We start from the raw sequence: 24536 nt of genomic DNA on the forward strand, positions 1-24536 counted from the left end.
GACCTCCCACCCAGGCAATAGTCTAGTTCGAGGGATCGGCTCAATCTGGCGGAACGCGCGGCTTGCGTGGACGTGAAGGGACTCGAACCCCTGGCCTCTCGCGTGTGAAGCGAACGCTCTAACCAACTGAGCTACACGTCCAGGATGTCGCCCTTGTGGGGCGACGGGGGAACACTATCCAATGACCCGCGTCCGCTGGTAATCCGCCCACCGGCCGGACCCCGCCCGGCCAGCTCAGGCGACGCCCGGCACCTGCCGCAGGGGGTCGGCCATCCAGCCCGGCAGGAAGCCCGGCACCCCGGTGAGCGCGAAGAGTCCCCAGAAGATCGCCAGCACGAGCAGCAGCGTCGCGAACGCGACGAGCCCGCGCACCCAGACCGGCTGTGCCATGACCCAGTCGTTCCACCGGCCCACCTGGCGCCGGGCGAACATGAGGATCCGCTGGGCGAACTCGAACTCGCTGGCCAGGATCATCAGGCCGAAGAAGACAATGAGCCAGCCGGGCCCGGGCGCCGGGACCATGACGAGGCCGGCGACCGTGACGAGGCCGCCCACGATGCCGACGACGGACCGCCAGGCAAGATGCGTGGCCCGGTTGCGGCGTAGCCTGGCTCGCCAGGCCCACCGGTCCTCATGGGCGTCGAGGGTGATGTTCTCGTCGGAGTAGTCCACGCCGTCGGGTCGCTTCGACCCTGCCGAGGACCTCTTCTCGCTCACGGGTCGAGGTCTCGCGCGGCGTTGGCGCGGAAGATCTGCTGCAGCCGGGTCGTGACGGGCCGCTCACTCGGCAGCGCCCGGCCGTCGACAGCGTGTACGGGCAGGATGTCCTTGGTCGTGCTCGTGATGAAGACCTCGTCCGCGTCGCCCAGGACGCTGAGTGGCAGTGCGGTCTCCTGCGCCGGTATGCCGCTCTGACCCGCCCACTCGATCGTCAGCTCGCGCGTGATGCCGAGAAGCGGGCCGGACTGCGCCGGTGGCGTCAGCACCACGCCGTCGCGCACGACGAAGATGTTGCTGCCGGTGCATTCGCACAGCTCGCCCCGGGTGTTGGCGAAGACGGCCTCGATGCCACCGCGCTGCTTGGCGTAGGCGAGCGCGACGACGTTCTCGGCATACGAGGTCGTCTTGAGCCCGGCGACGGCGGACCGCTCGTTACGGGTCCATGGCACGAGCACGAGCGCGCCCGAGCCGGGCGGGCGGGGCTGCGGTCCGGCCAGCACGATGTAGGTGGGCTGGGCTGCCAGCCGGTCGGATCCGAGTGGCCCCGGACCGCCGGTCACGCTGTAGCGCAGCCGCCCGAAGTCGAGCTCGTGGCCGTCGAGGACCGCCGCGATCCCCTCGCCCAGCAGGTCCAGGTCGACGTCCGGGAGGCCGAGCCCGGCCGCCGAGCGGCGCAGCCGGGCATGGTGCCGACGTAGCGCGAAGGCCTTCCCCTGCTCGACCTTCACCGTCTCGAACACGCCGTCGCCCACGGTGACCCCATGGTCGAGCGCGGACAGGACCGGCGCGTCCGGCTCCACGAGCCGGCCGTTCACCCAGACCCTGATCCCACCGCTCATCCGTCCACTCCTCTCGCTGCCCACGTCACCCGGACACCCTGCCCGATGCCAGTCCGACGAGTCGACCCGCCTTGAGCTGGGTCTCGCGCCACTCCCGCTGCGGGTCGGAGTGCCACGTGATCCCGGCACCGGTGCCGAAACGCAGCCACCGCCGACCGTCTCGACCATCCTCTGCCCAGAACGTCCGGATCCCCACCGCGAGTTCCGCCTCACCTCGCTCGGCGTCGATCCAGCCGATCGCTCCGCAGTAGGGTCCACGGGGGGTCGGCTCGAGGTCACGGATCGCGGCAAGGGCACTCGACTTGGGCGCCCCGGACACGGACCCCGGCGGAAAGGTCGCGGCGACGATGTCAGCCCACGATGTGCCAGGGCGCAGCCGCCCGCACACCCTCGACACGAGGTGGACCAGACCCGGATGCTGCTCGACGGCGCACAGGGCCTCGACCGAGACGCTGCCGGGCCGGCACACGCGGCACAGGTCGTTGCGCATGAGGTCGACGATCATGACGTTCTCGGCGTGGTCCTTGTCCAGCAGGTCGTCAGGGATGACCGCAGTGCCCTTGATCGGGCGGGTCTCGAGGCGGTCGCCCCGACGGGCCAGGAACAGCTCGGGCGATGCGCTGACGACGTCGAGCCCGGCCGCCGCACAGCGCACCCGTGCGCCGTACGGAGACGGGTTTCCTTGGCGCACCAGCAGATCGAGCGCGTCGAGATCGGCGTCGTGGTCGATCCGGTGCGAGAGCACTCGGCAGACGTTGACCTGGTAGACCGTGCCCGCGGCGATCCGCTCGCGCACCTCCCCCACAGCCGTGACGTATGCCGCTCGCCCCAGGCTCGTGTGCCACCGCCCGGTCAGCGGCGCCCAGTCAGTGCGGTGCAGGTCCGGTGGCACTCGTTGGCGCGTCGACTGCGGCGGCGACGCCGAGGCCACCTCGGCGTACCGCACCGCCACCACCGCTCCCTCGAAGCTCGCCACGACCGCCCAGAACCCCTCCTTCTCGACCGCCTCGAGGGCGTCGGGGCCAGTGCGCACCTCGAGCACGCCGCGGGCCGACCGGCCCCGGAAGCGGGCGTGGTCGACCCGGTCCTCCGGGAGGTCGCCGGGCGGGGCCGCACCGGCCCTGCGGAGGCGAGTGGGCGGCATACGGGTCATTGGTCGTCCGGCTCGGTCTGCCCATCTCGCTCGTCGCGGTCGGCCCACTCGATCAGCGGGGCGATGTCGAAGGCCGCCTCGTCGATCCCCGCGTGCAGGTCGCCGAGCCGGGCGAACCGCTCGGGCATCGTCGCGATCGTGAAGTCGTCCGGCTCCACGTCGTCGACCTCGTCCCAGGCGACGGGGGCCGAGACCGTCCCGCGAGCGTTGCCGCGGACGCTGTAGGCCGCCGCCATCGTGTGGTCGCGCGCGTTCTGGTTGTAGTCGACGAACAGGTCGGTCGGGGCACGGTCCTTGCGCCACCACGTCGTGGTGACCTCATCTGGCAGGCGGCGCTCGACCTCACGGGCGAACGCCAGAGCGGCCCGGCGCACCACCTTGAAGCCGTGCTCCTGACTGATCCGGACATAGACGTGCATGCCCCGGCCCCCGGAGGTCTTGGGCCAGCCGACGGCACCGAGCTCGTCCAGGACCTCGTGTGAGACGTGGGCGGCCCGGCGCACAGTGGAGAACGAGCACTGCGGCATCGGGTCGAGGTCGATTCGCCACTCGTCGGGCAGCTCCGGCTCGGGCCGACGCGAGTTCCACGGGTGGAACTCGACCGTCGACATCTGCACCGCCCAGATGACGTCGGCGAGCTTGGTGACGCACAGCTCGTCGGCGTGCAGCCCGTAGCGCGGGAAGTGGAGCCGGACCGTCTCGACCCACGGCGGGGCGCCGGCAGGCAGCCGCTTCTGGTGGACCTTCTCGCCGTCGACGCCCTTCGGGAACCGGTGCAGCATGCAGGGTCGGTCGCGCAGCGCCCGGACGATCCCGTCCCCGACGGCGAGGTAGTAGTCGGCCAGGTCTCGCTTGGTCTCGCCCCGCTCGGAGAAGTAGACACGGTCGGGGTTCGTGAGGCGCACGTCGTAGCCGTCGACGTCGAGCTCGATCGCGGGGGTCCTGCTCGCGGCGGCCATGCTCCGATTGCACCACACGGATCGGACGATCAGACCGAGCGGGTGGTGATGCTGGGCCGGTCGTCGCCGCGAAACCCGGCGGCGTTCCGGGGCGCGCACTCCCCCGCCGGGCCGCTAAGGTCTGGCCATGAGCGGGAAGCCGATCACGGCAGCGTTCGTCGCGCCATACCTGCTGGAGGCCACCACGCGTTTCGTGGCCACGGCTGCTCAACTGCCGGGTGTGCGCCTCGGGCTGGTCACCTGCGACCCGGTGGACCGGCTACCGCCTGTGCTCAAGGAGCACGTCGCGGCGCACTGGCGCATCGACGACGCCCTCGATGCCCAACAGATCCTCGACGCGGTCCGCGGGCTGAGCGGGCAGCTCGGGCGGGTCGAGCGGCTCGTCGCGGCGCTCGAGGAGCTGCAGGTGCCCGTCGGGCAGGTCCGCGAGGCGCTGGGCATCCCCGGGATGGACCACGAGACCGCCCTCAACGTGCGGGACAAGGCCAGGATGAAGACGGTGCTTCGCAACGCCGGGATCCCGTGCGCGCGCCATCGCCTCGTCGCCTCGCCGGAGGCGGCGATGGACTTCGCCGAAGAGGTGGGGTTCCCGCTCGTGCTCAAGCCGCCCGCCGGTGCCGGGGCTCGGGCGACCTACCGGCTCGATGGCCCCGACGACCTGCGCAGCTGGCTTGCCGTCGACCCGCCACATGGTGCTGCGCCCGGCCTGCTCGAGGAGTTCCTCGTCGGCGACGAGCACAGCTTCGACAGCATCACCCTGAACGGCCAGACCATCTTCTGGTCGATCTCCGACTACCTCCCGCCGCCCCTGACCGTGCTTCGCAACCCATGGATCCAGTGGAGCGTGCTGCTGCCGCGCGAGATAGACACGCCCGAGTACGGCGAGATCGGCCGGGTCGGTCCGGCCGCGCTGCGCGCTCTCGGCGTGCGCGATGCCTTGACGCACATGGAGTGGTTCCGCCGGCCGGACGGGTCGGTAGCCGTCTCCGAGGTGGCGGCCAGACCGCCCGGCGCCCAGATCACCTCGATGATCGGCTACGCGCACGGCGTCGACTTCTATCGGGTCTGGACCGAGCTCGTGCTGCTCGACTCCTTCACCCCGCTGCGGCGGGACTACGCCGCAGGGACGGTCTACCTGCGTGGGCAAGGCCGGGGGCGGGTCCGGGCGGTGCACGGTATCGAGCAGCTGCAACGCGAGATCGGTGACCTCGTCGTCGAGTCCCGGCTGCCGCAGCCGGGGCAGCCAGCATCGTCGTCGTACGAGGGAGAGGGCTTCATCATCGTGCGCCACCCCGAGACGCGCGTCGTGCGTGAGGCCCTCGCGCGCATCCTGAGCACGGTCCGGGTCGAGCTTGCCGAGGAGCAGTAGTGAACATCGTCATGATCTCGCCCGGTTACCCGCCGGAGATGGGCTACTTCACCCGGGCCCTGGCCCAGACCGGCGCGACCGTCATCGGCGTCGGCGACCAGGGTGGCGACTCGCGCCCGCGTGCGCCCCGCGCGGGCCTCACGCACTACGAACGGGTCTCACTGGCGGACGAGGGCTCGGTGCTCGCGGCCCTGCAAGGACTGGCCCGACACGTCTCCTTCGACCGGGTCGAGTGCCTGTGGGAGCCGTACATGCTCCTGGCCGCGCGCATCCGTGAAGCGTTCGGAGTGCCGGGGATGACCGTCGAGCAGACGATCCCTTTCCGGGACAAGGAGGTCATGAAGCAGGTCCTGGATGCCGCCGGGATCCGCACCCCGCGGCACGCCAAGGCACGCACCGTGGCCGAGGTGTGGGAGGCAGCCGAGCGCATCGGCTTCCCGCTGGTCGTCAAGCCGATCGCCGGGGCCGGGTCGGCCGACACCTACCGGGTCGACTCCTTCGACGACCTCGGCCACGTGCTGCCCGCAATCCGGCACGTCCGCCGGGTCAGCGTCGAGGAGTTCATCGAGGCCGAGGAGTTCACCTACGACACGATCTGCGCCGGCGGTGAGGTCCTCGTCGACAACATCTCCTGGTACCGGCCGCGACCACTGCAGGGGCGCAGCCACGAATGGATCACCCCGGTGACACTCGCCCTGCGCGACACGCATCAGCCGAGCCTCCTGCCGGGTCGCGAGATGGGGGCCAAGGTGCTCTCGGCCCTCGGTTTCCAGACCGGCTTCACGCACATGGAGTGGTATCTCAAGTCCGACGGTGAAGCCGTGTTCGGCGAGATCGGTGCGAGGGCGCCCGGCGCGCGCAGCGTCGACATCATGAACTACGCGACGGACGCCGACTTCTTCCTCGCCTGGGCCCAGGCCGTGGTCCATGGTCAGGTGCGCCAGCAGATCGAGCGCCGCTACAACGCGGCCACCCTGTTCAAGCGGGCCCAGGGCTCAGGCCGGATCACCCGCATCGAGGGGCTGGAGTCCCTGCTGGCCCGCTACGGCCCGCACGTCTGCGTCGTCGACCTGCTGCCCATCGGGGCGCACCGGCGGGACTGGCGCGCCACGCTGCTCTCGGACGGCATGGTCATCGTGCGCCACCCGGATCTCGACACGACCGTGGAGATGTGCGACCGTTTCGGCACCGACCTGCAGCTCTACGCGGAGTAGCACGGGCCCGAGGCGCCGCCTCGGGCGCGCCAAGACTCAGCGAGCCGCTGCCAGGGTCGCCATGGCGGACTGCCCGATCCACTCGGGCAGTCCGCGCCGCGCGGGGGACGAGCCCGCGACGACCAGGTCGCCCCGGCCCTCGGCGCTGTGCCACCGCTCCTCACCGCGCCAGATCCGCGCGAGCAGGCGCAGCGGCATACGGGCTGTGGCGGTGACCTCGTATCCCGGATCCGCGTCGCACACGTCCACGTCCTCGCCGGTCACGACCAGCCACCAACGCGAGCTGCGCACCGGCACGTCCGGGAACTCGAACGCGACGACCGTCCGCTCCCGAGGCCAGCGGTCGACGGGGATGGTGCGCTGGATGTCCCAGAACAGCAGGTGCGGGTCGAGGTCCTCGTCACCGAGCTCGGGGATCCACCGAAGCCCCCACAGGCCGAGGGCGTTGACGACATCGAGCAGGTCGGTGCCGGACTTCGTCAGCGTGTAGCCGGTGCGCGACGCGTCGACCTGCCGGTGCACGATGCCGGCGCGCTCCAAGGAGCGAAGTCGCTTGGAGAGCAAGGCCGGTGACATCTTCGGCACGCCGCGGCGCAGCTCGTTGAAGTGGGTGCTGCCGAGCAGCATCTCTCGCACGATGAGCAGGGTCCAGCGCTCGTCGAGCACCTCCATCGCCTTGGCGACAGGACAGAACTGGCCGTAGGACGTCATCGTCACCACCTCCCACGTTCAGGAAACTCCCGCTGGGAGCCCCTGACAAGAGGATTGCAGTACAGAACCGATACCGGCCGCGCTACACAACCGGCACTGGAGGTGCTCCCGGCGGCGAGCCGAGGATTGGGTCACCGGGAATCACCAAAGGATCCCACCACTCCCAAGGAGAGCACCATGACCCAACAGGCCACCACCGCAACCGATGACCTGGCCGCCGCCGACCGCGAGCTCAAGGCCAAGCACCGCGGCATGTGGGCGCTCGGCAACTACCCGGCCGTCGCCAGCGACATCATCCCGAGCATGGGACCCGTGCTCGTCGCGGCCGCCGGGATCGGCCCGGGCACCCGCGTCCTCGATGTCGCCGCCGGCTCGGGCAACGTCGCCGTACCCGCCGCGCTGGCCGGCGCCGAGGTCATCGCCAGCGACCTCACCCCGGACCTCCTCGCCGCAGGTCGCTGGGCCGCCCAGGCTGCCGGGGCGAACCTCACGTGGCAGGAGGCCGACGTCGAAGCCCTCCCGTACGCCGACGGCCAGTTCGACGCGGTCGTCTCGAGCGTCGGCATCATGTTCGCGCCGCACCACCAGCGCGCCGCCGACGAGACCCTGCGCGTCACCCGGCCCGGCGGCACGATCGCGATCGCGAGCTGGACGCCGCAGGGCTTCATCGGGCAGATGTTCGCGACGATGAAGCCGTATGTCGCCCCCCCGCCACCCGGCGCGCAGCCGGCCCCGCTGTGGGGCAGCGAGGACCACGTCCGCGAGCTGTTCGGCGACCGGGTCACCGGGCTCACGTTCGAGCGACGGGACATCGTCGTCGACCACTTCGACACCGGTGCCGAGTTCCGCGACTACTTCAAGGACAACTACGGCCCGACGATCGCGGCCTACCGGGGGTTGTCCGACTCTCCCGACCGGGCCGCCTCGCTCGATGCCGAGCTCGCCGCACTCGGCGACCGCGGTCTCGACCCGAACGGCACGATGCGCTGGGAGTACCTGGTCGTCACTGCGCACAAGGCATAGCGCGGCGGGCACCATCACGCCCGCTGAGCGGCATACCTTCATGGGTATGCCGCTCAGCCAGCTCCAGCGGCTACGTGAACAGCTGCCCGGCCAGCCAGGCAGTCGTCATGGTGAGCACGCCGATGGCCACCGATCGACGCACGTTGTGCCACAGGCTGGAGCCTCCGATCCGGGTCAGCACCACCGCACTGATGCTCAACGAGACCAGGACGGCGGCGTAGGTGATCAGCCCGTCCAGGCTGAGCGGCGTGACCCAGACGATCCCGAGCGGCAACGCAGCCCCGAGCATGAAGGCGAGACCGGCGCCCACGGCCGCGACGGACGGGCGCGGCGAGTACGACGAGATGCCGTACTCCGCCTCCGCATGCGCGCTGAGCGCATCATGTGCGCTGAGCTCCTCGGCCACCTGCTCGGCAAGGCCGGCCGAGAGCCCTTTGGCCTCGTACAGCTCCGCGAGCTCGGCCAGCTCCTCCTGTGGGCTGAGCTGCAGCACGCGGTCGAGCTCGGTCAGCAGGGCGGCCTTCACCTCGCGCTCGGCGGCGACCTCCGCATACTTGGTGCCTCCCACGGCGATGGAACCGGCGATCAACGCCGACACCGCAGCGAGGACCACTGCCATCCCGCCGAGCCCGGCGCCGGCGAACCCCTCCACGATCCCCGCCGTACCGATGATCCCGTCGTTCAGGTCGCTGACCCGCTCCGCAGCGTGCAGCCGACTCAGCCCGAACCGCCTTGCCAGAGCCTGCCCACGGCCCGGTTCCGGCCCGACGTCAGCCTCCCGCTGCCCGCTCGCCATGGCCGCATTCTCGCGGATGCGCCCGCGCCGCGCCGACAATGCCACAAGAGCCTCGGGTGGACGACCAACCGGGTGGGACACGCACCCCGTCGGCTCTCGCGGGCGTCAGCGCGCCCGGCGACTGCCCGCCTGGCTGCGCTGTGCGAACGAGGCCGGCCCGCCCGAGGCGCCCGAGCTGGTCGAGTACACCGTCGACGACGTGTTCCGTCGCCCGGATCCACGCGGCCGGCCACCCGTGCTGCCAGAGCGGGCCCCCCGCGCGCGGCCTGAACCACTGCCGCTCCCGCCACCATGGCGCGACCGACCCCGGGGAGATCCCGCCCGGGACGTGCCACGGCCGGCAGGCTTGTCCTGGGTCGTGGCCTGCTCCCGGACGAGGCCGCCGGCATAGGTCCGCTCCCCCGGTGCCAGCTCGGCGAGGATCGGGTGGCCGGGATGCACCCGCGTCGTCGTCGGCTTGATGCCGGCCCTGCGGGTCAGGTCGCGCACGTCACGGACCTGCTCGTCGAGCATCATCGTGACCACCGTCCCGTCGGCGCCGGCACGAGCGGTGCGTCCGGACCGGTGCAGGTACGCCTTGTGCTCGACCGGCGGGTCGGCGTGGATCACGAGTGCGACGTCATCGACATGGATGCCGCGCGCCGCGATGTCGGTGGCGACGAGTGTGTCGGCGCGACCCGAGTGGAAGTCGTCCAGGTTGCGGGTCCGGGCGCCCTGGCTGAGGTTGCCGTGCAGCTCGACGGCCGGGACACCCGAGGCATTGAGCTGGCGGGCAAGCTTCTTGGCCCGGTGCTTGGTCCGGGTGAACACGACCTTGCGGCCGGGGGCAGCAGCCAGGTCGAGGATGACGGGCAGGTGCCCGTCCGAGGTCACGTGCAGGACATGGTGGTCCATCGTCGAGACGGGTGACTGCCCCGAGTCTGCCTCGTGGGTGACCGGCCTTGCGAGGAAGCGCTTGACGAGGACGTCGATCGCACCGTCGAGGGTCGCCGAGAACAGCAGGCGCTGCCCGGTGCGGGGGGTCTTGTCCATGATCCGGCGCACCCCCGGCAGGAAGCCCAGGTCGGCCATGTGGTCGGCCTCGTCGAGCACGGTGACCTGCACCTCGTCGAGGGACACCTGGCCCTGCGACATGAGGTCCTCGAGGCGTCCGGGGCAGGCGACGATCACGTCGACGCCGGCACGCAGGCCTTGCACCTGCGGACTCTGGCCGACCCCGCCGAAGATCGTCTGCGACCGCAGCCCGAGCGGCGTCGCGAGCGGCGCCATGGCGGCGTCGATCTGGGCGACGAGCTCGCGGGTGGGAGCGAGGATGAGGGCCCGAGGCCGGTGTGGCCGGCGCTTCGCGGGCGACTGGGCGAGCCGGGCCAGCAGGGGTAGGAGGAAGGCGTACGTCTTGCCCGAACCGGTCCGTCCGCGCCCCAGCACGTCACGGCCGGCGAGGGAGTCGGGCAGCGTGGCTGCCTGGATCGGGGTCGGCGTCGTGATGCCCTGGTCGGCCAGGATGTCGACGAGGACGGTGGGCACGCCGAGGCGGGCGAAGGTGGCGGTGTCAGTGGACACAGGTGGCTACTCCACGAGGAAAGAGGGTCGTTCTGCCCGGCGCGATGAGCGTTCGGCGATGAACGGGTCGCGGCGCAAGAGCGAATCGACACTGGCGAGAGCAATGGGCCCCGCCACGAAGAGGCGACCCGAGGCAGAACTGTGCGGATCGCTGCACCAAGGGTAACCGACAGACGGGATGCAGCGGACGCCGGGCCGTGCGCGGCATACCGGGACGTCTGTATGCCGCTCAGCCGCTCCGGCGGATCACCGTGCGGCGGCCGCGCGGCTGAGCACGGCGACCCCCGCAAAGCGTCCGTGCGCCAGGTCGTCGAGCGCCTCGTCGGCGGCCTCGAACGGATAGGTCGTGACGCTGGCGCGGATGTGCAGGCGTGCGGCGAGGGCGAGGAACTCCTCCGCGTCGCGGCGGGTGTTGGCGGTGACCGAGGTCACGGTCCGCTCCCGGAAGAGGTGGGCCTGGTAGCTCAGCGGCGGGATGTCACTGACGTGGATCCCGGCGAGCGCGAGGGTGCCGCCCTGCTGGAGACCGGCCAGGGCGACGGGGACGAGCTCACCGGCGGGCGCGAAGAGGATCGACGAGTCCAGGGGGACGGGCGGCATGGCGTCCGCCGGACCGACCGAGGCCGCGCCAAGCTCGAGGGCGAGGCGCTGGGCCTGCGCGCCGCGGGTCAGGACATGCACCTCGGCGCCTTGGGCGATGGCGAGCTGGGCGGTCAGGTGGGCGCTGGCGCCGAAGCCGTAGAGCCCGAGCCGGCCACCCGGCGGCAGGGCGGCGCGGCGCAGCGCACGATAGCCGATGATGCCGGCGCAGAGCAGCGGCGCCGCCTGCTCGGCAGGCAGCTCGGGCGGAATCCGGTGGGCGTACGCCTCGGGGACGATCATGTGTTCGGCGTAGCCGCCGTCTTCGTCCCATCCGGTGAACTCTGCTGCGGGACAGAGGTTCTCACGGCCCGACCGGCACCAACGGCAGGCACCGCAGGTGCTGCGCAGCCACGCGATGCCGACGCGGTCACCAGGTGCGAAGCGCCACGTGTCGGGGCCCTGCCGGGCAACGGTCCCGACGACCTCGTGGCCGGGCACGACGTGCGGCCGATGCTCCGGCAGGTCCCCGTCGGTGACGTGCAGGTCGGTCCGACAGATGCCGCAGGCCTCGACCGTGACGAGCACCTCACCCGGCCCCGGGGACGGCACCGGGCGGGTGACCGGGCGGATCCGGTCGGGTGCGCCGGTGCCGACCGTCTGCCAGGCGCGCATCGTCTCGGGCAGGGTCGGTTGTGCCATGGCTCCAGACTCGACCCTCTCGCACACCCGTGTCCATGGACGGTCGTCACGAGGTCCGGCGACGGGGTTCGTTGCGACGGTCAGGTGAACAGGGCTTCCCCGAGGTAGCCGCCCTGAGGCACCCCGGGTGGCACGGCGAACAGGGCCGACCCGGTGTGCTGCAGGTACTCCATCATCGCGTCGTCCCGGGAGAGCTTGTTCTGCATCGGGATGTACTGGGTGGCGGGGTCGCGCACGTAGGCGATGAAGAACAGCCCGGCGTCCAACCGGCCCAAACCGTCGTTGCCGTCGGTGAAGTTGTAGCCCCGACGCAGGATCTGGACACCGTCGTTGTGGCTCGGGTGGGCCAGACGCACGTGGCTGTCCACCGGGATGAGCGGCTTGCCGCCGCGACCGGTGACGGAGAAGTCCGGCTCGGTGAACTCGGTGCCGCCCGACAGCGGGGCGCCGTGCTGCCGGTCGCGGCCCACGATGCCCTCCTGCTCGCGCAGGGAGGTGCGGTCCCAGGTCTCGATCGTCATGCTGATCCGGCGGGCCACGAGGTAGGACCCTGCCGTCATCCAGTCGGACGCGGGGTCGTCCCCGTCGCCGACCCAGACGAACCGGTCGATGTCGGCGGTGTCCTCGACCTTGAGGTTGGCGGTGCCGTCCTTGAAGCCGAACAGGTTGCGGGGGGTCTGCTGGCTCTGCGAGGTGGACGAGGTGCGGCCGAAGCCGAGCTGGGCCCAGCGGATCGCCGCGGTGCCGAAGGCGATCCGGGCGAGGTTGCGCACGGCGTGGACGGCGACCTGCGGGTCGTCTGCGCAGGCCTGGATGCACAGGTCGCCGTCGCTGCGCGCGGCGACCAGGTTGTCCGCCGGGAAGTGCGGCAGGCGGCGCAGTGCCTTCGGCTGACGATCGGCGATGCCGAACCGGTCGGCGCCGTGCGCGTCCCGGAACAGGCTCGGGCCGAAGCCGAAGGTCAGGGTCAGCCGCGACGCGGTCAGGCCCAGCGCCTCGCCGGTGTCGTCGGGGGGTGCGTCGTAGGGCTGGGCACGCTCGCCGACGGGCTCCCCCGCGGTCATCCGGGCGGCGGCCGCGGTCCAGGCCTTGAGCAGGGCCACCAGGTCGTCCCGCGAGTCGGAGGTGAGGTCGAACGCGGCGAAGTGCAGCCGGTCCTGGGCGGCGGTCACGATGCCCGCCTGGTGCTCACCGTGGAACGGGTGGGACTGGGGTTGCGAGGCATCGTCGGGTGTCGGCCCGGTCGCGGCCCAGCTCGCGCCGAGTCCGCCCACGAAGCCGGCCGCGCCGATGGCGGTGCCCGCCCCGGCCACCCCGAGGAGCCGGCGGCGCGAGAGCGCTCCCTTGCGGTCGGGCTGCTCAGGTGTCTCGGGCATTGAACCTCCTTCGGGGTCAGGATCGGGTCGGGATCGGGGTCGGGACACGCCGGGTCGGCTGCGACCGTCCGGCACCTTTCAGAGCACGACCGCTGCGGTGAGCTGGGACAACGGCTCGGACAGGGCGTTGACGGCATCGGAGAGGGTGCGCACCTGGTCGGTGCTCAGGCTCGTGTAGAGGACGAACCCCGTGCCCTCGCGGTGGGCGTCCAACAGCTTCTGCAGGGCGGCGAAGCGCTCCTCGAGCTTCGCGTCGAGGTCGGGGTCCTTCTGCTGGAGCACCGGGCGCAGCCCCTCCCAGGCGACGCGAGCGCCGTCGACGTTGGCCTGGAAGTCCCACAGGTCGGTGTGTGACCAGGCTTCCTCCTCGCCGGTGACCTTGCCTGTGGCGACCTCGTCGAGCAGCTCCTTGGCGCCGTTGCCGATCTGGTCGGCAGTGAAGGTCATGGTGCGGGTGCGCTGGTGCAGCTCCTTGGTGTCGGCCAGCAGCTGGTCGGCCACGGCGCTCCGCTCGGTCCGGCTCATCGGGTGGTAGCCGCTCTTGGGCGGCCACAGGTCCTTCTCGACGCGGTGCCAGCCGGTCCACCTCTCCCCCGCCTGCAGGTCGGCCTCACGCAGGTCCATCCGGGGGTCGAGGTCACCGAACGACTCGGCCACCGGCTCGATCCGCTCCCAGTGGACCCGCGCGTCCGCGTACAGGGCACGGGCAGCGTCGTCCTTGCCGGTCTTGTAGTCGGAGACGAACTGCTCGGTCTTGGCCAGCAGCTGGTCGCTCTGGTCCTTGACGTAGCCGGCGTACTGCGTGTTCGCGGTGGCCACCAGCTCGGCCTCCTTGCCGCTGGCGGCCACCGGCTCACCGGAGTCGGTGACGGTGAACGAGCTGCGGATGCCGTCGCCCACCATGCCCGGCTTGCATGCGGTGAAGTACGTACCGGCCGCGGCCTGCACGACCAGGTCCCGGGTCAGGCCGGGACCGATGTTCTCGACCTCGCCGACGATCCGCAGCCCGTCCTGACCGAGCAGGTAGAACTCGGTGACCTTGCTGCCGTCGTTCTTGACCGTGAAGACGAGGTTGCCCGAGGGCGCCTGCTGCGCCGACACGTCGCACCTGTCGTCGGTCGAGGTCACGGCCAGGGAGCGTGGCGTGGCGGTGCCGGACGTGTCCGAGCTGGGGTCGTTCGTCGTGCAGGCCGCCATGAGCGGCAGCGCCAGGGCGAGCGGGTAGACGGCGAGTCGGCGCTTCACGCGGAGGCTCCTTGCGAGGTCGGGGCGTGCTGTGACGGGTTCGAGGAGGTGCGCGGCGGGGCCGTGCGTCGGATCGTGCGGATGAACAAGAACATGACCGGCACGACGTAGAGGACCCAGACGAGCGCCTCGAGCCAGGTCGTGACCGGCGAGAAGTTGAGCGTGCCCTTCAGGAGCGTGCCGAGCCAGGAGGTCGGCGCGATGGTGTCGCTGACGTCGAACGCGATGTTGTTCAGGCCGGGCAGGATGCCGGCCTCCTGCAGGTCGTGGACGCCGTATGACAGCACCCCGGCCGCGACGAGGATCAGGAACCCTCCGGTCCAGGCGAAGAACCTGCCCAGGTTGAGCCGGAGCGCGCCCCGGTAGATGAGGAGGCCGGTGACGACGGCGGTCAGGATGCCGAGCCCGGCACCGATGAGCGGGGCAACGGTCGACCCCGTACCGCTCGCCGCGGCCTGTGTCGCGGCCCAGAGGAAAAGGGCGGTCTCGAGACCCTCGCGCCCCACGGCCAGCAGGGCCACGACCACGAGCGCCATCCAGCTCCCGTCGGCGGCTTGGTCGATCTTGCCGCGCAGCTCGCCGGACATGGTCCGAGCCGACCGGGCCATCCAGAAGACCATCCACGTCACGAACCCCACCGCGATGATCGACAGTGACCCGCCGATCGCCTCCTGGGCCTCGAAGGTCAGCCCGCGCGGACCGTAGGTCAGCAGAGCGCCGAACCCGAGCGAGACGATGATCGCCAGGGCCACCCCGCCCCAGATGCGCGGCAGCAGGTGCCGCCGACCGGACTTGACCAGGTAGGCCACGAGGATGACGACGACGAGGGAGGCCTCGAGACCTTCACGAAGCCCCACGAGATAGTTGCCGAACACGCCTGATCCCCGTCCGCTCGCAATCTGGTCGCCTCGGGGACGACCGTCGGGAAGTACCCAGGGCCGCAGTCTGGCATAGGCTTGCCTTACCTAACAACGCGGGCGCGCCATGGGGTGGACCCGAGGGATGGTGCCGAACCGGTCGAGCGCGATCCCGCCCTCCGACACACTGAGAGGATCGCCCTCGTGGTTGGATCCTCCGGGTTTGCATACCCGGCGCACGGTCAGGGGAATGGGGTCATGATTGTCGCCTTGACCATGTACGTTACTATGTGCTTAATAGTATATTGAGTACTAAGTAAGGAGCCTACGTGGCCAGGATCCGGGTTTCGGCCCGCCGCGGCGCCGCCGACGCCGCCGCGGTGCTCGGCCAGCAGATCAAGGCCGCCCGGATTGCCCGCACATGGACGGCGGTCGAGCTGGCTGAGCGAATCGGGGTGGACCGCCGTACGGTCGCCGCGATCGAGGCGGGGGATCCGGGCGTCTCCCTCGGCAACGTGTTCAACGCTGCCGACATCGTGGGGGTCCCCCTGTTCGGCGCTGAAGACCATGCGGCGCTTGCCCGTCTGCGTCGCGAGGGACGAGACCGATTGGCGTTGCTGCCCACTAGGGTGGGCAAGCCCAGGAGGAAGTCTGAACCCGACGATGACTTCTGACCCGTACCGAGCACGGCGCGTCTTCGTCTGGACGTGGCTGCCAGGCGAGGCGACGCCGGTCGTGGCGGGGGCCGTCGACCGGGTCGGAGCAAACCGTCTGGATTTCACCTATGCCCGGTCCTACCTCGACAACCAGAACGCGGTCAGTCTCTACACCACCGAGCTGCCGTTGCGACGCGGAGCCCAGGAGCCACTCGGGGGTCTCGCCATCGCTGCCTGCCTCAAGGACGCAACCCCCGACTCCTGGGGTGAGCGCGTGATCGGCAACCGCCTGGGCTCGGGAGACCGTGAGCTCAGTATCGAGACCTACATGCTGGAGTCCGGCTCGAACCGGCTGGGCGCCATCGACTTCCAGCAGAGCGCCCAGGAGTATCGCCCAAGGTTGAACACCGCCGGCCTTGACGAGCTGTACAACGCCGCCGAGAAGGTCTTGGCGGGCGAGCCCTTGAGTCCCGCCATCGGCGACGCCCTCCTGAACGGGACCGCCGTCGGTGGAGCACACCCGAAGGTTCTCGTCACCGATGACTCGGGCACCGAGTACATCGCCAAGCTGTCCGTCTCCGCCGACGTGCACCCGATCATCAGGGCGGAGGCGGTTGCCATCGAGCTCGCGCGCTACTGCGGACTTGACGTACCCGATGCCCGGGTCATCCGGTCGATGGGTCGTGACGTGCTGCTCATCGAGCGGTTCGACCGCACTCCCGGCGGCCGACGCCGCCACGTCGTCTCAGGTCTGGCGATGCTTGGACTCGACGCACTCCTCGGTGCACGCTACGGGTCGTATCCCGAGATGCTGGACGTCCTGCGTGAGCTGGGGCGGGCCCCCAGAGACGTCGGCCGCCGGCTGTTCGAGCGAGTCGTCTTCAACGTCGCGATCGGCAACAACGACGACCACGCGCGCAACCATGCAGCGTTCTGGGATGGGGAGTACCTCGACCTGACGTCTGCCTTTGACCTGACCCCGCAGATCCGCTCGACCGACACCTCGGCTCAAGCCATGTCAATCGGTCGGGACGGCAGCCGAACCAGCCAGTTCTCGGTCTGTGTGGCCGCCGCCGCCGACTACGGACTGTCCCGACCCGACGCCCAGGAGGTCGTCGACCGCATCGTCGCGACGATCGAAGGCACCTGGCGCGAGGCCGCCGACGCTGCCGGTCTGAGCGAGGCTGACCGCCACACGCTCTGGAAGCGGTCCATTCTCAATCGTTCGACGTTCTACGACTGAACTGAACGGGCACAGGTCAAGCGTTATGGTGGGCGATACTGGGTTTGAACCAGTGACCTCTTCCGTGTCAAGGAAGCGCGCTACCACTGCGCCAATCGCCCGGGATGATGCTCCGAGGTGGAGACGGGATTTGAACCCGTGTACGCGGCTTTGCAGGCCGCTGCCTCGCCTCTCGGCCACTCCACCGTGAAGGCAAGCTGCCCTCCGAGCGGACAACCGGGCTCGAACCGGCGACCTCAACCTTGGCAAGGTTGCGCTCTACCAACTGAGCTATGTCCGCACGAACACCAGACGTGTCACTCCCCGCTCGGTGCTTGGTAGACAGTAGCGGATCGGTCCGTGATCCACAAAACCAGCCGCCAAGACACGCCCGAGGGCCGAATCAGTCCTTGTCAGAGCCGAGCCCGCGCTTCAGCTCACGCTCGATGGCCTCGGCCAGCGCCGAACGTTCGCGATGCTCGTACTGCTGCTCCAGGGCTCGCTGCTCCTGCGCGTCGGCCGGCGAGACGAAGCCGGCGGCCTCCCCTTCGGGCCGCCCCGCGTGACTCGGTCCGCCCTCGCCCTGCTCGCCCTCGCCCCCCCGCGAGAAGAGGTTCCCGGCGCCGTTCCTGGCCCAGGCGACCATCCGGCGGCCGGCCCCCTGGTGCAGGGTCACCGGCCACAGCACCCGTGTGGCGGCGTTGAGCGCTGCCCCGATGAGGATCGCGATGGCCAGCACGTAGAGCCAGATGAGCAGCACGATGGGCGTACTGAGTGGTCCGTAGATCGAGGTCCCCCCGAGCGAGGCCTCGAGCGAGATCCGCACGACGACGGAGGCCACGACCCAGATCGCGAAGGCGAGCAGCGCACCGGGCAGGTTGCGCCACCACGGGGCGCGCCGGGGTGTCGAGATGTGGTAGATCGTCGTCAGGGTCGCGATGCTGAGGACCAGGACGAGCGGCCAGTAGGCGATCATCAGCACCTCGAACTGCGGGGGCAGCCAGGTCCCGATGAGCTCCGGGCCGAGCAGCACGAGCGGCATGACGATGACGGCGACGACCATCCCGACCGAGTAGAGCGACAGGGACAGCACCCGGGTGCCGATGATCCCGCGGACGCCGCTCTGGCCGTACATGATCGAGATCGTGTCGACGAAGACGTTGAGCGAGCGCGACCCCGACCAGAGCGAGAGCACGAAGCCGACCGAGATGAGGTCGGCACGACCGCGCCGCAGGACGTCGTCGACCGTCGGCAGGAGCAGCTGGTCCACCGTCTCCTGCGAGAGGAACTGCGCGGCATACGTGCTGATCACGTCGAGCACCCGGTCGACGGTGTCGGGTCCGAGCATCGAACCGACATAGCCGACCCCACCGAACAGCCCCAGCACGAGGGGCGGGAGTGACAGGAGCATGAAGAAGGCTGCCTCTGACGCGAGGCCGGTCACCCGGTAGCGCAGGCAGACCCGGATCGTCTCGAGGGTGAGACGGACGGTACGCACCGCCCCCGGCACGTGAACGAGGACCCGGTGGATCCGCCTCTTGACCTCCATCACCGCTGAGGCTATCCGGGTCCGGGCCTGGTACCGGCGACCCCACCCGTGTCTCCGGCCGATCGCCGGCCCACCACGCCCCGGCGGGTCAGCAGCGGCGGGCCCGCTCGGTCAGTCCTCGCAGCCGTTGCGCGTGGGCGGCGGTCAGGGCGCCCGGGTCCATCTGCCAGCCCCAGCCGCCCTCGATCCCCGGCGTGTTCATCCGGGCCTCGGAGCCCAGCGCCAGCACGTCCTGGGCCTGCATCATGGCCAGCTCGCACGGCGAAGCCAGCGCGAGCTCGATGAGCGCCCAGGACGGCTCGTCGTCGACGTCCGCGCTGACCCGCGTCGCCCGCGTCGCGGCGCGCACCATGTCGCGCGGCACATCCGGAAGAGTGGCCCACCAGCCGATGACCGTGTCGTTGTCATGGGTGCCGGTGTAGACGACCTGGTCGGTCCGGAGGTGGTCGGGGTGATGCGTGTTGGCGGCGTCGGCCGGGTCGAACCCGAACTGCAGCACCGCCATCCCCGGCAGACCGAGCTCGCGCCGCAGGTCGATGACCGCGGCGTCGATGTCGCCGAGGTCCTCCGCGAGGATGGGCAGCGTGCCCAGCTCCGCCCGGGCCGCGTCGAACAGCGCCCGCCCGGGCCCGCGCTCCCAGTGGCCCTCCATCGCGGTCTCGGCATGCGCGGGGATCTCCCAGTAGTCGACGAAGCCGCGGAAGTGGTCGAGGCGTACGTAGTCGAACAGCTCGAACGAGCGCCGTAGCCGCTCGACCCACCAGGCGTAGCCGTCGGCCGCGATGACGTCCCACCGGTAGACCGGGTTACCCCACAGCTGGCCGGTCGCGGCGTACGCGTCGGGCGGGCATCCGGCGACCGCGTCGTCCCGGAACATGCTCGGCCAGGCGCAGACGTCGGCCCCCTTCGGCGCGACATAGATCGGGATGTCGCCCATGATGCGCACCCCCCTGGCGCGGGCGTAGGCGCGCAGGTCGGCCCACTCGCGCGAGAACCTCACCTGGTCGGTCACCTCACCCCCATATGCCGCCCACGAGCCGACCCAGTACGACTCCGCCTCGCTGAAGGCGGCAAGCTCCTCCGGGGACACCTGGGCGTCGGGGTGCTCGAGCAGCTCCGGTGACGCCGCGAACGCGGACGGGGACTTGTACGGAGAGCCCGCCGCATCCGGCACCGACAGGGGCAGCACCTGCCACACGGACTGCCCCGCCGCCTGCAGCCAGTCGACGAACTGACGCGCCGAGGACCCCAACCGTCCGTCGGGAAGCGAGGTCAGGTGCAGCTGGACGCCGCTGGCGTGCGAGGTGATCACGGGGCCCAGACTCTCATGACGAATGCGCCCGTCCGGCGACCCGGCAGCACGACGCGCCCTAGGCTCGAGTCGTGCGCACCCATGTCGTCGACAACCAGGTCCCACCCTTCGCGGGCCATCACCTGCTGGCTCAGGACCGCCCCTTGGCCGAGGCGGTCGACCGGTGGGCCGACCCGGGCGACGTCGCCGACCTGCGCGAGCTGGGACGGCTCGGCGGCACGGCCGAGGCGCTCGAGCACGGCCGGCTCGCCGACGCCAACCCGCCGATCCTGCACACCCACGACGCGCGCGGCAACCGGATCGACGAGGTCGAGTTCCACCCCTCGTGGCACTGGCTGATGACCCGGGCGGTGGGCGCCGGCCTCGCCGCCGAACCCTGGACGAGCCCGGCAGGTAGCCGAGCCCACGTGCGCCGCGCCGCGGGCTTCCTCATGTGGTCGCGCGTCGAGGCGGGCCACGGGTGCCCCATCTCGATGACGTATGCCGCTGGGTCGGCGCTGCGACACGACCCGCTGTTCGCGTCGGGCTGGCTGCCGAAGCTCGCGAGCCGCGAGTACGACTTCGGGATCCGGCCGGTCGCCGACAAGGCCGGGGCGATCTCCGGCATGGGCATGACCGAGAAGCAGGGTGGCAGCGACGTCCGCGCCAACACGACCGAAGCCATACCGGCCGACGGTGGCCCGTTGCTCGGCGACACGTACCTGCTGCGCGGGCACAAGTGGTTCTGCTCCGCGCCGATGAGCGACGTCTTCCTCGTCCTCGCCCAGGCACCCGGGGGGCTCACCTGCTTCGTCGTCCCACGGGCTCTGGACGACGGCACCCGCAACTACTTCGCCATCCAGCGGCTCAAGGACAAGCTCGGCAACCATTCCAACGCCTCGAGCGAGGTCGAGTTCGACGGGACGTGGAGCAGCCGGCTCGGCCCGGAGGGGCGCGGCGTGCGGACCATCATCGACATGGTCGGGGCGACCCGGCTGGACTGCATCCTCGGCTCGACCGCGACCATGCGCGACGCGCTGTCCCGGGCCCTGCACCATGCACGCCATCGGCAGGCCTTCGGTGCGACCCTCGTCGACCAGCCGCTCATGCGCAACGTGCTGGCCGATCTCGCCCTCGAGGCCGAGGCGGCGACCGTGCTCGGGCTGCGGTTGGCCCACGCCGTCGACAACGGCGAGACCGACCTCGTGCGGCTCGGCGTGGCGGTCGGCAAGTTCTGGGTGTGCAAGCGGGCCGCGCCGATGGTCGCCGAAGCACTCGAGTGCCTCGGCGGCAACGGGTACGTCGAGGAGAACGGGCTCGCCCGGCTCTACCGCGAGGCCCCGCTCAACTCGATCTGGGAGGGCTCCGGCAACGTCAACGCCCTCGACGTCGTCCGGGCGGTCACCCGTGAGCCGGGGAGCCTGCAGGCCCTGACCAAGGAGCTGCACGTCGTGCGGGGCCGCAGCCGCGAGCTCGACGAGTTCACCGACTCCGTTCTGCTGCAAGCCGGTTCGCTCGAGGCCGACTCGCCGTCAGCGGCCTTCACCGCTCGCACCGTCGTCGAGGGGCTCGCCCTGGCGCTACAGGCGGCGCTGCTCGTCGAGCACTCCCCCGGCCCGGTCGCCGACGCGTTCCTCGCCAGCCGCATTGCGCGGCGCTGGGGCGACACCTTCGGGTCGCTGCCCGCAGACCTTGCCGGCGCGGTCGGCCCGGTCATCGACCGGGCCGGCTGACCGGGCCGGCTGACCGGGCCGGCTGACCGCGCCGTACCCGGTCCTGGCCATGCCGACATCCTGCCGCGCTTCACAGGCTGGTGACGAACTCCGTGACGACGCGCTCCCACCGGTCGGTGTCGTGGTTCCACTCGCGGCAGTGACCGGCGGCCTCCCACCGCTCGAAGCGGACGATGTCGGGACGCCGCCGAGCCAGCTCGACAGCAGGCCCGATGGGGACGAAGTCGTCGCCGTCCGAGTGGATGACGAGCAGCGGCCGGTCGAGCTCGCCGGAGCGGCCGACCCAGTCGGTGCGGGCGATGTCGATCGGCTCCCGCACCCCGACGAGGCCACCGGCCCGCGACATGCCCATGAGTGCGCTCGCGACCCGGACGACCCATTCCGGGACCCGCTGGAGCCGGGCATGATGTCGCATCACGGCCGTCCAGTCGAGGACCGCCGAGTCGAGCACGACCCCGCAGATCCGGTCGGCGAGGACCGAGTTGTCGAGCACCTGCAGGGCGATCGCGCCGCCCATCGACCATCCGAAGAGCACCACGCGTCGGGCGCCCCGCCGCACCGCATACCGCAGCGCTGCGTCGACGTCACGCCACTCGGCCAGGCCGAGCGAGTACCGCCCGTCCGGCCCCCTCGGCGCGTCCGGGTCGTTGCGGTAGCCCACGACGAGGGAGGTGATGCCTGCACGCCGCAGCACGGGGACGGCACGCAGCGTCTCCTCCTTGCGTGCGCCCCGCCCGTGCACGAGCACCGCCCAGGTCTCGGCTGCCGAACCCGGCCCCGACGGCACGATCCACGCCGGGGCAGGCCCGAGCTCGGTCAGGATGACGGCATCCTCGTCCGGGATGCCCATGCTGACCCTCGGCCGGTCCCAGAACCAGTACTGGTTCCACCGTGCCGGTCCGGGATGCAGCCGCCCGCGGTCGACGGCCACCAGCTCGCGTGTCACCGACACGGCGTCTCGGCGCAGGATCCGGCCCACCCGGGCATGACCGGCGCCCCCGTCGAGCCAGAGCCCGTAGCGTCCCGGCACGATCGTCTCCGAGGTGACGCCAAGGCTGAGCTCACGCCCAGCGTGGGCCAGCACGACGACGTCGTCCGGTTGGTCCTCGTCGGGGGTGAGCAGTCTGCGCGCGAAGTACGCCCCCGCCGCGACCGAGCCGCCTGCGGCGCCGAGCAGGGTGCCGGCACCTGCCGCGGTGGCCGTAAGGATGGGTCGGGTGAGCCAGCGTCGCCACGTCACGGGCGTCATCCTCGCAAACCACGCGGCGACACCTGGGCACAAACCGTGACCGCGTGGCGTTGGCCATGGCATGAGCCCCGAGCAGACCGACCGTTACGCCGTCACCCTCACCGACCAGCAGTGGCGCGAGCGCCTCAGCGCGGACGAGTACCAGGTCCTGCGGCGAGCCGCCACGGAGGCGCCCTTCCGCGGGGAGTACACCGACACCAAGACCGTGGGTGTCTACTCCTGCCGGGCGTGCGGCGCAGAGCTGTTCCGCAGCGACACGAAGTTCACGTCGCACTGCGGGTGGCCGTCCTTCTACTCGCCGCTGGCCGGCGACCGGGTCGAGTACATCGAGGACAGCTCCCACGGCATGCGCCGGGTCGAGGTGCGCTGCGCGGCCTGCGGCTCCCACCTCGGCCACGTCTTCGAGGGCGAGGGCTACGACACCCCGACCGACCAGCGCTACTGCATCAACTCGATCAGCCTGCGGCTCACGCCCGACCCATCCTGACGTCTCACCCTGCCTCCGGCTGGATGCGCGACGGCGCGCAGATCCCCGACCGCCGAACTGTGGAAGCCGCACGTAGCTAGGCTTGAGCGATGACCGACCAGCCGGACTACCGGGTCGGCGACGACGAGCGCCAGCGCGCCGCGTCCCTGCTCCAGTCACACTTCAAGACCGGGCGCCTGGACGCCGACGAGTACGAGGACCGGCGCGGCAAGGCCCTCGACGCCGTGACGCGGTCAGACCTCGACGCGCTGTTCACCGACCTGCCGGCCGCTGCCGAGCCGCCCCGGTCCGAGGTGGCTCACCCATCCGCCGTCGGCCGTTCCCAGGGCCGGCCCAGTCGCCGGACACGCGACACGGTCATGGCGCTGCTCCCGTTCGCCGCGCTGGTGCTCTTCTTCCTCACCGGGCAGTGGATGTGGTTCCTGATCATCCCGGTCGGCGGGATCGTCCTGTACGGCGCGGACGGCCGCAAGGGCCGGGACCAGGGCCAGACGGACGACCGGCGCTGATGACCCTGGTCAGCGCAGGGCGGCGACGAGCTCGTCGGGCGCGACGCGCGGACCGGTGAAGAAGGGGATCTCGGTGCGCACGTGCAGCCGCGCCCGAGCCGCCCGCAGCTCACGCATGAGGTCGACGATGCGGTCCAGCTCGTCGGCCTCGAAGGCGAGCAGCCACTCGTAGTCGCCGAGGGCGAAGGCCGCGATGGTGTTGGCCCGCACGTCGGGGTACTCGCGGGCCATCCGGCCGTGCTCGACGAGCAGGTCGCGGCGCTCCGTGTCCTCGAGCAGGTACCAGTCGTAGGACCGGACGAACGGGTAGACGCAGGCGTACTTGCGGACCCGCTCGTCGGCCATGAAGGCGGGAATGTGGCTCTTGTTGAACTCGGCGGGGCGGTGCAGCGCGGCCGAGGACCAGACCGGCTCGAGGGTCTCGCCGAGCCCGGTGCGCAGCAGCCCGCGGTAGGCCCCCTGCAGCTGCTCGATCGTCTCGGCGTGCCACCACACCATGAAGTCGGCGTCGCCGCGCAGCCCGGCCACGTCGTATAGGCCTCGCACGGTGACACCCTCGCCCTCGACCTTCTCGAGGAAGGCCTGGAACTCGGCGGCGATGGCTTCGCGGTCCTCCCCGAGCGGTGCCACGGACCCGAACACCGACCACATCGAGTAGCGGATGGTGTCGTTGATCTCGCGCATCTGGGCAGGGCTCAGTCGGTCGCTCATGCCCCCCATCATGACCCGCGGCG

Annotated in this window: 23 protein-coding genes and 4 tRNA genes; 8 read left to right on the plus strand and 19 right to left on the minus strand. The window is 70.9% G+C overall.

All coding sequences use genetic code 11. The features are described from left to right. Window positions 1-67: 67 nt before the first annotated feature. The 5 genes from L0H79_RS01870 to ligD all read right to left on the minus strand — a co-directional run bounded on the left by L0H79_RS01870 (window position 68) and on the right by ligD (window position 3671). Window positions 68-141 (minus strand) — tRNA-Val (locus tag L0H79_RS01870). Between the two features lie 93 nt (window positions 142-234). Next, entirely contained in the window at window positions 235-717 is a 483-nt protein-coding gene (locus L0H79_RS01875; RefSeq protein ID WP_301482839.1) for a TIGR02611 family protein, read from the minus strand. Beyond that, window positions 714-1559 carry an aminotransferase class IV gene (locus L0H79_RS01880; RefSeq protein ID WP_301482840.1) on the minus strand — a complete coding sequence of 282 codons (846 nt, stop codon included), beginning with the start codon at window positions 1557-1559 and terminating at the stop codon, window positions 714-716. The genes L0H79_RS01875 and L0H79_RS01880 overlap by 4 nt, the downstream gene beginning before the upstream one ends. A gap of 25 nt (window positions 1560-1584) precedes the next feature. Beyond that, window positions 1585-2703 (minus strand): chorismate-binding protein, encoded by a 1119-nt coding sequence (locus L0H79_RS01885; RefSeq protein WP_301482841.1) that lies wholly within the window; start codon window positions 2701-2703, stop codon window positions 1585-1587. Between the two features lie 5 nt (window positions 2704-2708). Continuing rightward, window positions 2709-3671: a non-homologous end-joining DNA ligase gene (gene ligD, locus L0H79_RS01890; protein ID WP_301482842.1), complete on the minus strand. Its 963-nt coding sequence runs from the start codon at window positions 3669-3671 to the stop codon at window positions 2709-2711. A 127-nt stretch (window positions 3672-3798) separates the two neighbouring features. On the opposite strand from ligD, the gene L0H79_RS01895 reads away from it, so the two are divergent. Together L0H79_RS01895 and L0H79_RS01900 are read left to right on the plus strand one after the other, a co-directional pair. Continuing rightward, window positions 3799-5040, plus strand: a complete 1242-nt coding sequence (locus L0H79_RS01895; protein WP_301482843.1) for a hypothetical protein — start codon at window positions 3799-3801, stop codon at window positions 5038-5040. Continuing rightward, on the plus strand, window positions 5040-6254 hold the full coding sequence (locus tag L0H79_RS01900) for an acetyl-CoA carboxylase biotin carboxylase subunit family protein (protein WP_301482844.1): 1215 nt from the start codon (window positions 5040-5042) through the stop codon (window positions 6252-6254). The genes L0H79_RS01895 and L0H79_RS01900 overlap by 1 nt, the downstream gene beginning before the upstream one ends. 36 nt (window positions 6255-6290) lie before the next feature. Here L0H79_RS01900 and L0H79_RS01905 read toward each other — a convergent pair whose 3' ends face one another. Beyond that, window positions 6291-6965 (minus strand): helix-turn-helix domain-containing protein, encoded by a 675-nt coding sequence (locus L0H79_RS01905; RefSeq protein ID WP_301482845.1) that lies wholly within the window; start codon window positions 6963-6965, stop codon window positions 6291-6293. A 177-nt stretch (window positions 6966-7142) separates the two neighbouring features. Here L0H79_RS01905 and L0H79_RS01910 point away from each other — a divergent pair, with 177 nt between their 5' ends. Further along, complete coding sequence (locus L0H79_RS01910) at window positions 7143-7988, plus strand: class I SAM-dependent methyltransferase (RefSeq protein ID WP_301482847.1); 846 nt, start codon at window positions 7143-7145, stop codon at window positions 7986-7988. Between the two features lie 70 nt (window positions 7989-8058). On the opposite strand, the gene L0H79_RS01915 is transcribed toward L0H79_RS01910, so the two are convergent. The 6 genes from L0H79_RS01915 to efeU form a co-directional block, all read right to left on the minus strand. Next, complete coding sequence (locus L0H79_RS01915) at window positions 8059-8784, minus strand: VIT1/CCC1 transporter family protein (RefSeq protein WP_301482848.1); 726 nt, start codon at window positions 8782-8784, stop codon at window positions 8059-8061. Between the two features lie 105 nt (window positions 8785-8889). After that, window positions 8890-10347, minus strand: a complete 1458-nt coding sequence (locus L0H79_RS01920) for a DEAD/DEAH box helicase (RefSeq protein WP_301482849.1) — start codon at window positions 10345-10347, stop codon at window positions 8890-8892. Window positions 10348-10593: 246 nt separating this feature from the next. Then, the gene (locus tag L0H79_RS01925) at window positions 10594-11628 is read right to left on the minus strand and encodes a zinc-dependent alcohol dehydrogenase family protein (protein WP_301482850.1); all 1035 of its coding nucleotides are present in this window, start codon (window positions 11626-11628) and stop codon (window positions 10594-10596) included. An 80-nt stretch (window positions 11629-11708) separates the two neighbouring features. Beyond that, a complete protein-coding gene (gene efeB, locus L0H79_RS01930; protein ID WP_301482852.1) occupies window positions 11709-13004 on the minus strand; it encodes an iron uptake transporter deferrochelatase/peroxidase subunit in 1296 nt (431 codons plus the stop codon). A 78-nt stretch (window positions 13005-13082) separates the two neighbouring features. After that, window positions 13083-14201, minus strand: a complete 1119-nt coding sequence (efeO, locus tag L0H79_RS01935; RefSeq protein ID WP_301482885.1) for an iron uptake system protein EfeO — start codon at window positions 14199-14201, stop codon at window positions 13083-13085. A gap of 44 nt (window positions 14202-14245) precedes the next feature. Continuing rightward, window positions 14246-15124 carry an iron uptake transporter permease EfeU gene (gene efeU / locus L0H79_RS01940; protein ID WP_301482853.1) on the minus strand — a complete coding sequence of 293 codons (879 nt, stop codon included), beginning with the start codon at window positions 15122-15124 and terminating at the stop codon, window positions 14246-14248. A 311-nt stretch (window positions 15125-15435) separates the two neighbouring features. Here efeU and L0H79_RS01945 point away from each other — a divergent pair, with 311 nt between their 5' ends. Together L0H79_RS01945 and L0H79_RS01950 are read left to right on the plus strand one after the other, a co-directional pair. Further along, window positions 15436-15780 carry a helix-turn-helix transcriptional regulator gene (locus L0H79_RS01945; protein WP_301482854.1) on the plus strand — a complete coding sequence of 115 codons (345 nt, stop codon included), beginning with the start codon at window positions 15436-15438 and terminating at the stop codon, window positions 15778-15780. Then, window positions 15770-17005 (plus strand): type II toxin-antitoxin system HipA family toxin, encoded by a 1236-nt coding sequence (locus L0H79_RS01950; protein WP_301482855.1) that lies wholly within the window; start codon window positions 15770-15772, stop codon window positions 17003-17005. Before L0H79_RS01945 ends, L0H79_RS01950 begins: the two co-directional genes overlap by 11 nt. 26 nt (window positions 17006-17031) lie before the next feature. On the opposite strand, the gene L0H79_RS01955 is transcribed toward L0H79_RS01950, so the two are convergent. The 5 genes from L0H79_RS01955 to L0H79_RS01975 form a co-directional block, all read right to left on the minus strand. Then, window positions 17032-17106 (minus strand) — tRNA-Val (locus tag L0H79_RS01955). 14 nt (window positions 17107-17120) lie between these two features. Beyond that, window positions 17121-17191 (minus strand) — tRNA-Cys (locus L0H79_RS01960). Window positions 17192-17212: 21 nt separating this feature from the next. Next, window positions 17213-17285 (minus strand) — tRNA-Gly (locus L0H79_RS01965). Between the two features lie 102 nt (window positions 17286-17387). Continuing rightward, window positions 17388-18533, minus strand: a complete 1146-nt coding sequence (locus tag L0H79_RS01970; RefSeq protein WP_301482856.1) for a YihY/virulence factor BrkB family protein — start codon at window positions 18531-18533, stop codon at window positions 17388-17390. Window positions 18534-18621: 88 nt separating this feature from the next. Next, complete coding sequence (locus L0H79_RS01975; RefSeq protein WP_301482857.1) at window positions 18622-19845, minus strand: 4-alpha-glucanotransferase; 1224 nt, start codon at window positions 19843-19845, stop codon at window positions 18622-18624. Between the two features lie 71 nt (window positions 19846-19916). Between L0H79_RS01975 and L0H79_RS01980 the strand changes: the two genes are divergently transcribed. Beyond that, on the plus strand, window positions 19917-21557 hold the full coding sequence (locus L0H79_RS01980) for an acyl-CoA dehydrogenase family protein (protein WP_301482858.1): 1641 nt from the start codon (window positions 19917-19919) through the stop codon (window positions 21555-21557). 70 nt (window positions 21558-21627) lie between these two features. On the opposite strand, the gene L0H79_RS01985 is transcribed toward L0H79_RS01980, so the two are convergent. Next, complete coding sequence (locus L0H79_RS01985; RefSeq protein ID WP_301482859.1) at window positions 21628-22797, minus strand: S9 family peptidase; 1170 nt, start codon at window positions 22795-22797, stop codon at window positions 21628-21630. Window positions 22798-22867: 70 nt separating this feature from the next. On the opposite strand from L0H79_RS01985, the gene msrB reads away from it, so the two are divergent. Both msrB and L0H79_RS01995 read left to right on the plus strand, forming a co-directional pair. Further along, window positions 22868-23293, plus strand: coding sequence for a peptide-methionine (R)-S-oxide reductase MsrB (gene msrB, locus L0H79_RS01990; protein ID WP_301482860.1), 426 nt, complete (start codon window positions 22868-22870; stop codon window positions 23291-23293). Window positions 23294-23382: 89 nt separating this feature from the next. Beyond that, window positions 23383-23802 (plus strand): DUF1707 domain-containing protein, encoded by a 420-nt coding sequence (locus tag L0H79_RS01995; protein WP_301482861.1) that lies wholly within the window; start codon window positions 23383-23385, stop codon window positions 23800-23802. 9 nt (window positions 23803-23811) lie between these two features. Here the strand turns inward: L0H79_RS01995 and hemQ are convergent, their stop codons facing one another. Continuing rightward, complete coding sequence (gene hemQ / locus L0H79_RS02000) at window positions 23812-24513, minus strand: hydrogen peroxide-dependent heme synthase (protein ID WP_301482862.1); 702 nt, start codon at window positions 24511-24513, stop codon at window positions 23812-23814. Window positions 24514-24536: the final 23 nt, after the last annotated feature.

It is taken from the genome of Intrasporangium sp., assembly GCF_030452765.1.
Classification (GTDB): domain Bacteria; phylum Actinomycetota; class Actinomycetes; order Actinomycetales; family Dermatophilaceae; genus Intrasporangium_A.